This is a genomic window from Pseudomonas sp. 21615526 (assembly GCF_013386245.1).
Classification (GTDB): domain Bacteria; phylum Pseudomonadota; class Gammaproteobacteria; order Pseudomonadales; family Pseudomonadaceae; genus Aquipseudomonas.
Genome location: NZ_JACAOM010000078.1, coordinates 19,488 through 27,695, shown reverse-complemented (window position 1 = coordinate 27,695; position 8,208 = coordinate 19,488). Strand labels below are relative to the sequence as shown.

Annotated in this window: 8 protein-coding genes; 6 read left to right on the top strand and 2 right to left on the bottom strand. The window is 63.3% G+C overall.

Annotation, left to right across the window (positions count from 1 at the left end; all coding sequences use genetic code 11):
• The first annotated feature begins 146 nt into the window (after nt 1-146).
• From HX786_RS22165 to HX786_RS22140, 6 genes are all read left to right on the top strand, one after another.
• Nucleotides 147-1,814, top strand: coding sequence for an AMP-binding protein (locus HX786_RS22165; protein ID WP_102369643.1), 1,668 nt, complete (start codon nt 147-149; stop codon nt 1,812-1,814).
• Nucleotides 1,815-1,845: 31 nt separating this feature from the next.
• The gene (locus HX786_RS22160; RefSeq protein WP_102369642.1) at nt 1,846-2,289 is read left to right on the top strand and encodes a hotdog fold thioesterase; all 444 of its coding nucleotides are present in this window, start codon (nt 1,846-1,848) and stop codon (nt 2,287-2,289) included.
• 98 nt (nt 2,290-2,387) lie between these two features.
• Nucleotides 2,388-3,197 carry an alpha/beta fold hydrolase gene (locus HX786_RS22155; RefSeq protein WP_008431257.1) on the top strand — a complete coding sequence of 270 codons (810 nt, stop codon included), beginning with the start codon at nt 2,388-2,390 and terminating at the stop codon, nt 3,195-3,197.
• Nucleotides 3,194-4,048, top strand: a complete 855-nt coding sequence (locus HX786_RS22150) for an alpha/beta hydrolase (protein WP_087695368.1) — start codon at nt 3,194-3,196, stop codon at nt 4,046-4,048. Before HX786_RS22155 ends, HX786_RS22150 begins: the two co-directional genes overlap by 4 nt.
• Before the next feature lie 102 nt (nt 4,049-4,150).
• Entirely contained in the window at nt 4,151-4,969 is an 819-nt protein-coding gene (locus tag HX786_RS22145; RefSeq protein WP_003217171.1) for a DUF4892 domain-containing protein, read from the top strand.
• A 73-nt stretch (nt 4,970-5,042) separates the two neighbouring features.
• Entirely contained in the window at nt 5,043-6,107 is a 1,065-nt protein-coding gene (locus tag HX786_RS22140) for an AI-2E family transporter (RefSeq protein ID WP_003217173.1), read from the top strand.
• A gap of 28 nt (nt 6,108-6,135) precedes the next feature.
• Here HX786_RS22140 and HX786_RS22135 read toward each other — a convergent pair whose 3' ends face one another.
• Together HX786_RS22135 and HX786_RS22130 are read right to left on the bottom strand one after the other, a co-directional pair.
• Nucleotides 6,136-7,173, bottom strand: coding sequence for a cell wall metabolism sensor histidine kinase WalK (locus tag HX786_RS22135; protein ID WP_003217175.1), 1,038 nt, complete (start codon nt 7,171-7,173; stop codon nt 6,136-6,138).
• Nucleotides 7,173-7,937 carry a response regulator gene (locus HX786_RS22130; RefSeq protein ID WP_087695371.1) on the bottom strand — a complete coding sequence of 255 codons (765 nt, stop codon included), beginning with the start codon at nt 7,935-7,937 and terminating at the stop codon, nt 7,173-7,175. The genes HX786_RS22135 and HX786_RS22130 overlap by 1 nt, the downstream gene beginning before the upstream one ends.
• Nucleotides 7,938-8,208: the final 271 nt, after the last annotated feature.

Below are 8,208 nucleotides of genomic sequence, written 5' to 3'. Positions count from 1 at the left end.
GCTGTAAGAGCGGAACCCATTTCAGCCATCACCCAAATAACGGATATACCCCCAAACAGCAGAACTTGCACCCCCCGCGCTCCCATGAAATAGTCAGCCAAGCAAGTGCTTGGTTGGCTACCATCGGAACACAAAGGAGCGCGTCCATGTCTGTCGCTATTCGTTTGCCGCTGCAAGTCTTCTTCGACCGCGAAGCCCGCCACCCACGGCAACGATTCCTGGTTCAGCCCATCAAAGGCGGCGAGGTCCAAACCCTCACCTGGGCCGAAGCCGGCCACCAGGCCCGCTGCGCCGCCCACTGGCTGCGAGCCCGCGACCTGCCCCAGGGCTCCCACATCGCCCTGATCTCGAAAAACTGCGCCCACTGGATCATCGCCGACCTCGCCATCTGGATGGCCGGCCACGTCTCGGTCCCGCTCTACCCCAACCTCACCGCCGACTCCGTCGCCCACGTACTCGAGCATTCCGAAGCCGCACTGGCATTTATCGGCAAACTGGATGACTGGCCCGCCATGTCCGCCGGAGTAAAGGCCGACCTGCCCACCATCAGCCTGCCGCTGTGCCCCGATGGCGAATTCGATTTCACCTGGGCCGACCTGCAAGCCTGCTCACCCATTCAGGACAACCCCGCGCCCGCAGCATCCGATCTAGCCACCATCATCTACACCTCCGGCACCACCGGCCTGCCCAAGGGCGTGATGCACAGCTTCGGCGCGCTGGCCTTCGCGGCCATCCGCGGCACTGAACTGTTCGGCCTGGGGGAGGGCGACCGCCTGCTGTCCTACCTGCCGCTGTGCCACGTCGCCGAACGCATGTTCGTGGAGATGGCCTCGATCTACACCGGACAGACAGTATTTTTCGCCGAGAGCCTCGACACTTTTCTGACAGACCTCAAACGGGCGAGGCCAACAGCGCTGTTCGGCGTACCGCGGATCTGGACCAAATTCCAGATGGGCGTCTATAGCAAAATCCCCGCAAGCCGCCTCGATACCTTGCTGCGCCTGCCCTTCATCGGCAAGCGGGTCGGCCACAAAGTACTCGCCGGGTTGGGCCTGGACGCTGTGCGCGTGGCGATCTCCGGCGCAGCCCCCGTGCCCGAAGCACTGTTGGTCTGGTATCGCCGGCTGGGCCTGGATGTGCTGGAGGTCTATGGCATGACCGAAAGCTGCGGCTACTCCCACGTGTGCCGCCCCGGCCAGCAGAAACTCGGCTGGATAGGCCCGCCATGCCCGGACGTCGAAGTGCGCATCGGTGACGACGGCGAAGTCCAGGTACGCAGCGGCGCGACCATGCTCGGTTATTACAAGGACCCGGCAAAAACTGCCGAGACCCTCACCGCCGACGGCTTCCTGCGCACCGGCGACAAGGGCGAGCAGGGCACCGATGGCCGCCTGCGGCTGACCGGGCGGCTCAAGGAAATCTTCAAGACCAGCAAAGGCAAATACGTGGCCCCGGCGCCGATTGAAAACCGCCTGGCCGAACATGCACGCATCGAGCAGGTGTGCGTGGTGGGCGATGGCTTGAGTGCGCCCATGGGCCTGTGCGTGTTATCTGCCGTGGGCCTGCAAGATGCCGCAGGCGCTGGGCGCCAGGCTTTGCAGGGCAGCCTTGAACGCTTGCTGGAAGAGGTCAACCAGGTGCTGGATAAACATGAGCGCTTGCGCCAACTGGTGGTGGTGAAAGACAGTTGGGCGGTGGAAAACGGTTTTCTCACGCCGACCTTGAAGATCAAGCGCAACGTGATTGAATCAGCCTACGGGTCGCAGTTCCTGGCCTGGAGCGAGCGCTCCGAAGCCGTGCTGTGGCAGGATTGAGCACTGACATAAAACCAATAAGGACCGATCAATGAGCCTGTGGCGCACCCAACCGAATATCGAGCAACTGAATGCGATTCAGAAAAACACCATCGGTGAAGTACTGGATATCCGCTTTGAACGTTTTGACGACGAGTCCCTGACGGCCAGCATGGTGATCGACCACCGCACCCATCAACCCTACGGCCTGCTGCACGGCGGCGCGTCGGTGGTACTCGCGGAAACCGTGGGCTCCATGGCCAGTTACCTGTGCATCGACGCCAGCAAGTTCTATTGCGTGGGCCTGGAAATCAACGCCAACCACCTGCGCGGCTTGCGCAGCGGGCGGGTGACGGCGGTGGCCAAGCCGATTCATATCGGGCGCACCACCCACGTGTGGGACATCCGCCTGACCAGCGATGAAGGCAAGGCCAGCTGCGTATCGCGCCTGACCATGGCCGTGGTACCGCTGGGGGAGAAGCCGCCGGCCCGATAGGCGTGGCGTGAGTGTCATCATTCCTGGCAGTTACAGTCATTGCCGTGACTGCCGGGTCTGGGGAGAATCAACACTCTGTTTACGGTGATGGATCAGGTATGTCGCAGCACGTGTTTTTCGCTCACGCCAATGGCTTTCCTTCGGCGACCTACGGCAAATTGTTTGCCGCCCTGGCCCCGGAGTACGCCGTCGCGCATTTGCCGCAGCACGGTCACGACCCCCGGTTTCCAGTGGATGACAATTGGCAGAACCTGGTGGACGAACTGATCCACCACCTTGAGCAACAACCGGAGCCGGTGTGGGGCGTGGGCCATTCGTTGGGTGGCGTGCTGCACCTGCACGCGGCCATGCGTAGCCCGCAGCTGTATCGCGGGGTGGTGATGCTGGATTCGCCGGTACTGACCCTGGCCGATCGCTGGGTGATCCGCGCGGCCAAGCGTTTCGGCTTTATTGACCGGCTGACCCCGGCGGGGCGCACCCTGGGCCGTCGTGAAGAGTTCGCCGACCTGGCGGCTGCGCGCCAGTACTTCGCTGGCAAGACCTTGTTTCGCGGCTTTGATCCCGACTGTTTTGATGCCTACCTGCAACACGGCCTGGAGCCGGTGGGTGATCGCCTGCGCCTGCGCTTTGATCCGGCCACCGAAATCAGCATCTACCGCGGCGTACCCCACACCAGCCCCGGCCAGGCCCGGCAACTGAAAGTGCCGCTGGCGGTGGTGCGTGGTCGCCAGAGCCGGGTGGTGATGCGTCACCATGCCAGCGGCGTGGGGCGCATGCCCATGGGCGAAATGCTGACCATGCCCGGCGGCCACATGTTTCCCCTTGAACGCCCACAGGACACCGCCACTTTGATCAAGAACCTGTTTGCCCGTTGGGAAGCTCGCCAGCGCGAGCGCAGTTGCGCATGACTGCGCCCGTCGAAGAAGTCCGCCTGGCGCTGCCGCACATCGAGTTGGCGGCGCATCTGTTCGGCCCTGAAGACGGTTTGCCGGTGATTGCCCTGCATGGCTGGCTGGACAACGCCAACAGCTTTGCCCGCCTGGCACCGAAACTCGATGGCCTGCGCATCGTTGCGCTGGACATGGCCGGCCATGGTCACTCGGCCCATCGACCCGTTGGCGCCGGTTATTCCCTGTGGGATTACGTCCACGACGTGCTGCAAGTCGCCGAACAATTGGGATGGAAACGTTTTGCATTACTTGGCCACTCCCTCGGCGCCATCGTTTCCCTGGTGTTGGCCGGCGCCTTGCCGGAGCGGGTGACGCACCTGGGATTGATTGATGGCGTGATCCCGCCGACCGGCACCGCAGACAACGCCGCCGAACGCCTCGGCATGGCGTTGCAGGCGCAAATGAACCTGCAGGACAAGCGCAAGCCGGTGTACAGCACCCTTGATCGCGCGGTGGAAGCGCGGATGAAAGGCGTGGTGGCAGTCAGTCGTGAAGCCGCCGAACTGCTGGCCCAGCGTGGCTTGATGCCCGTGCCGGGTGGTTACACCTGGCGCAGCGACAGCCGCCTGACCCTGGCCTCCCCCATGCGCCTGACAGAAGAACAGGCGATGGCCTTCGTGCGCCGAGTCGGCTGTCCGACACAGTTGGTGGTCGCCGAAGACGGCATGTTGGCGAAACATTCCGAATTGCTTTCCGGGCTTCCGTTCCAGGTGACTACCTTGCCCGGTGGCCATCATTTGCACCTGAATGACGAGCCAGGCGCTACCCTTGTTGCAGACTGTTTCAATCGGTTCTTCTCCACGCCTTGACTTGGCGGGGTCAACTGCCGAGGCTGGGCGGATCGAAAGGGAGTCAACCATGAACGATCTCAACACCGCAGCGCACCCCTATGGCCAGGGCGCGCCGATCCGATGAGTATGCCGAAGGGATTTTTCCGTGTTCTGGGGCTGTGCTGTTTCAGCCCGCTGGTGTTTGCCGCCGACGTACCGGGTAGCCAGGACTTGCCCGCCGTGGCCCGTCAGGTCGACGCGCAGATCGTCGACTACCGTCCCGCCGAAGAGAAAGAACGTATCTACCCGCTGGGCTCGATCCGCAAGATCAGCGGCCAGCTGCGCTATGAAGGCCAGGCCACCGCCCGCGGCCAAGCCACTGCCATCACCTATGAACTGCCTGCCGAGCACACCTCCAGCGCCGCCTTTACCGCCACCCGCGAAGCCTTGCAGGCCCAGGGCGCGCAACTGCTGTTCTGGTGCCAGGCCCGTGATTGCGGTGAAAGCAGCCTGTGGGCCAATGAAGTGTTCGGCAATGCCAAGCTGGTGGGCGCCGACGGCCAGCAGGAATACCTGCTGCTGCGCCTGGCGGCCCCGCAGGACAACTCCCTGGTCGCGTTGTACGGCATCACCCGGGGCAATCGACGGGCGTACCTGCACGTGGAACAGATGGACGCCAGCGCACCGTTGGGCGATTTGCTGCCGACCTCCGCTACGCTGCTGCGGGAACTGAAAAGCACTGGCGAGCTGGATTTTCCCAAGCTGGGCGCCGAGCCTGACGCCACCTGGCTCACCCTTATTTCCCGCGGATTGAACCTGGATGCCACGTTGCGGGTCAGTTTGACCGGGCCCACCGCCGAGGCATGGCGCCAGGGCTTGATCGATCAGGGCGTACGTGCGGCGCGCCTGGAAACCGGCACCACTGAAGCCAAGGGTTTGCACCTGCATCTGATACGCTGACCGTTCCAGGGCGAACGGACCCGCGCCGTTCGCCTAAGCTCTTGCTCTTACAGACTTCTTTTCGAGAAACCACATGCTCAATAACGATCGCCTGCTGGTGCAGATCCTGCTGCTGGTGTTGTTTGGTGCCAGCTTCTGGGTGATGGCGCCGTTCTGGTCGGCGCTGTTCTGGGGCGCGGTACTGGCGTTTGCCAGTTGGCCGGTGATGCGCTTGCTCACCCGCTGGCTGGGCGGTCGCGAATCGCTGGCCGCCGGGATCCTGACCCTGGTCTGGATGCTATTGGTGGCGTTGCCGCTGGTTTGGCTGGGGTTCAACCTGGCCGACCATGTGCGCGATGCCGTGGGCCTGATCAAGGATATCCAGGTGGATGGCTTGCCTGCGGCGCCCACCTGGCTCGGCTCCATTCCCTTTGTCGGCGAACGATTGGTGGCGATGTGGGACAGCATCGACCAGCAGGGCGCGGCACTGATGGTCACGTTGAAACCGTACCTGGGCCAGGTCGGCAACTGGTTGCTGGCCCGCAGTGCGCAGATCGGCGGCGGCATCCTGGAACTGACCCTGAGCCTGGTGTTCGTGTTCTTTTTCTACCGTGACGGGCCGCGCCTGGCGATGTTTGTGCATCGCTTGCTGGAGCGCTTGATCGGCGACCGGGCGGGTTATTACATCGAACTGGTCGCGGGTACGGTGCAGCGGGTGGTCAACGGTGTGATCGGCACCGCTGCCGCCCAGGCCTTGCTGGCGCTGATCGGCTTCTGGATTGCCGGTGTTCCGGGGGCTTTGGTGCTGGGGATCGTGACGTTCCTGCTCAGCCTGATTCCGATGGGCCCGCCGCTGATCTGGATCCCGGCCACCGCCTGGCTCGCCTGGAAGGGCGACTACACCTATGCGGTGTTCCTCGGTGTATGGGGCACGTTCATCATCAGCGGCGTCGATAACGTGCTCAAGCCCTACCTGATCAGCCGTGGCGGCAACCTGCCGCTGGTGATCGTGTTGCTGGGGGTGTTTGGCGGGTTGATTGCGTTCGGCTTTATCGGCCTGTTTATCGGCCCGACATTGCTGGCGGTAGCGTATAGCTTGTTGACGGACTGGAGTGCTACCCAGGCTCAGGTGCGGCGGGAAGATAAAACCGGGCAGTAATGGTTCCTGCAGGGCGCAGGAACCATTCCTACGCCCTTGGCAGCCACATTACGGCGGTAAGGCCGCCGCCCGGAGTTTCCTCCAGGCTCAGCCGTCCACCGAGGCGTTCCACGGCTTCCTTGGAAATCGTCATGCCCAACCCCACGCCACCGGAATTGCGGTTGCGCGAGCCTTCCAGCCGATAAAACGGTTCAAACACCGCCTCGCGTTTATCCGCCGCAATGCCCGGGCCGTGGTCGATTACCTTCACCACCAGCGCCTGCGGAGTGTCCGCGAGTTCGATGCGCGCGGTGCCGGCGTACCGCAGGGCGTTATCGATCAGGTTGTTCAGGCACGAACGCAGGGCCATCGGTTGCACTTGCAGCGGCGCGCACTCACCACTGCATTGCACATCGGAGCCGCGGTCCTGGGCGTTTTCACTCAGGGATTCCACCAGCGCCTGCACATCCAGCCAATGCCGGGTTTCGCTGGTGCGCTGCTCGTGCAGGTAGCTCAGGGTGGCGTCGAGCATGCCGATCATGTCGTCCAGGTCCTGGCGCATCTGGCCCTGCAGCTTGGTGTCTTCGATCTGTTCCAGGCGCAGCTTGAGCCGTGACAGCGGCGTGCGCAGGTCGTGGGACACGGCGCCCAGCATGCGGGCACGCTGGGTGACCTGTTCGCGGATGCGCTTTTGCATCAGGTTGAAGGTCGACGCCGCTTGCCGCGCCTCCCGTGGGCCGGACTCGTTCAGCGGTGGGCTGTCGAGGTCCAGGCTCAGGCGCTCGGCCGCGGCGCTCAGGCGCTGGATTGGCCGGCTGAGCAGCTTGGCGCCGTACCAGGCGGCAATGATCAGCGAGATAAACTGGAAGGTCAGCGGCACCACAGGCCCGCCGAACCAGGGACGGCGATGCTCCTTGGGCATTGGCGTCAGGCTGCCGTCCGGTTGCTCGATGAAGGTCTCGTGGGGCGGAGGGGGCGGCGGGCCATAATGGTGAAACCAGAAGAATGCCAGCGCGTGGGCCAGCACAATCGCTACCAGCAACACACCGAACAGCCGCCCGAACAGGGTGTTGAAGGCGTTGCGCATCAGCCGATATCTCGGGCGTCGAACAGGTAGCCTTCACCGCGTACGGTCTTGATCAACTGCGGGGCCTTGGGGTCATCCCCGAGTTTTTGGCGCAGGCGCGAGACCAGCAGGTCAATGCTGCGATCAAAGGCTTCGATGGAACGGCCACGGGCCGCATCCAGCAATTGCTCGCGGCTCAACACTCGGCGCGGGCGCTCGATAAACACCCACAGCAAGCGGAATTCGGCGTTGGACAGCGGCACCACCAGCCCGTCGTCGGCCACCAGTTGGCGCAGTACGCTGTTGAGGCGCCAGTTGTCGAAGCGGATATTCGCCCGTTGCTCAGTGCGGTCATCCCGCACGCGACGCAGGATGGTCTGGATACGGGCCACCAGTTCGCGGGGCTCGAAGGGCTTGGACATGTAGTCGTCGGCCCCCAGTTCCAGGCCGATAATGCGGTCGGTAGGTTCGCAGCGGGCGGTGAGCATCAGGATCGGGATGTCCGATTCTGCCCGCAGCCAGCGGCACAGCGACAGGCCGTCTTCGCCCGGCAGCATCAGGTCGAGCACCACCACGTCGAAGGTCTCGGCTTGCATGGCCTGGCGCATGGCCGCGCCATCGGTCACGCCGCTGGCGAGAATGTTGAAGCGTGCCAGGTAATCGATCAGCAGTTCGCGGATCGGCACGTCGTCGTCGACAATCAGCGCGCGGGTATTCCAGCGTTTGTCTTCACCGACAAGCGAGCCTTTTTGATCGTCATTCAGCACAGGAGTCAGGGTTTGCATGGTGCGATCATCTACCTGGTGGGCCGCCGGGCCGAAGCTCGGCGGCGAGGTTGTTGCGTTCAGCATAGGCGCCCAGCCCCGGGGCTGGAAGTTCTGTACGATGGTTCACGTGTGCGAGGCTAATCTTCGGGGGTATTGCAGGCATGTCGGGAATGTATCTGTTTTGACACAATTGCCCGGGAGCCCGCAATCTGGCGGCTAAATCGCGAATTACCGATCATCGGATCCCGCAAACCCGCTGCTTGCGCTACAATCCGCGCCGATTTCGACT

Coding starts and splice junctions, on each gene's coding strand:
- HX786_RS22165 (WP_102369643.1), top strand. CDS start 147: ATGTCTGTCGCTATTCGTTTGCCGCTGCAAGTCTTCTTCGACCGCGAA.
- HX786_RS22160 (WP_102369642.1), top strand. CDS start 1,846: ATGAGCCTGTGGCGCACCCAACCGAATATCGAGCAACTGAATGCGATT.
- HX786_RS22155 (WP_008431257.1), top strand. CDS start 2,388: ATGTCGCAGCACGTGTTTTTCGCTCACGCCAATGGCTTTCCTTCGGCG.
- HX786_RS22150 (WP_087695368.1), top strand. CDS start 3,194: ATGACTGCGCCCGTCGAAGAAGTCCGCCTGGCGCTGCCGCACATCGAG.
- HX786_RS22145 (WP_003217171.1), top strand. CDS start 4,151: ATGAGTATGCCGAAGGGATTTTTCCGTGTTCTGGGGCTGTGCTGTTTC.
- HX786_RS22140 (WP_003217173.1), top strand. CDS start 5,043: ATGCTCAATAACGATCGCCTGCTGGTGCAGATCCTGCTGCTGGTGTTG.
- HX786_RS22135 (WP_003217175.1), bottom strand. CDS start 7,173: ATGCGCAACGCCTTCAACACCCTGTTCGGGCGGCTGTTCGGTGTGTTG.
- HX786_RS22130 (WP_087695371.1), bottom strand. CDS start 7,937: ATGCAAACCCTGACTCCTGTGCTGAATGACGATCAAAAAGGCTCGCTT.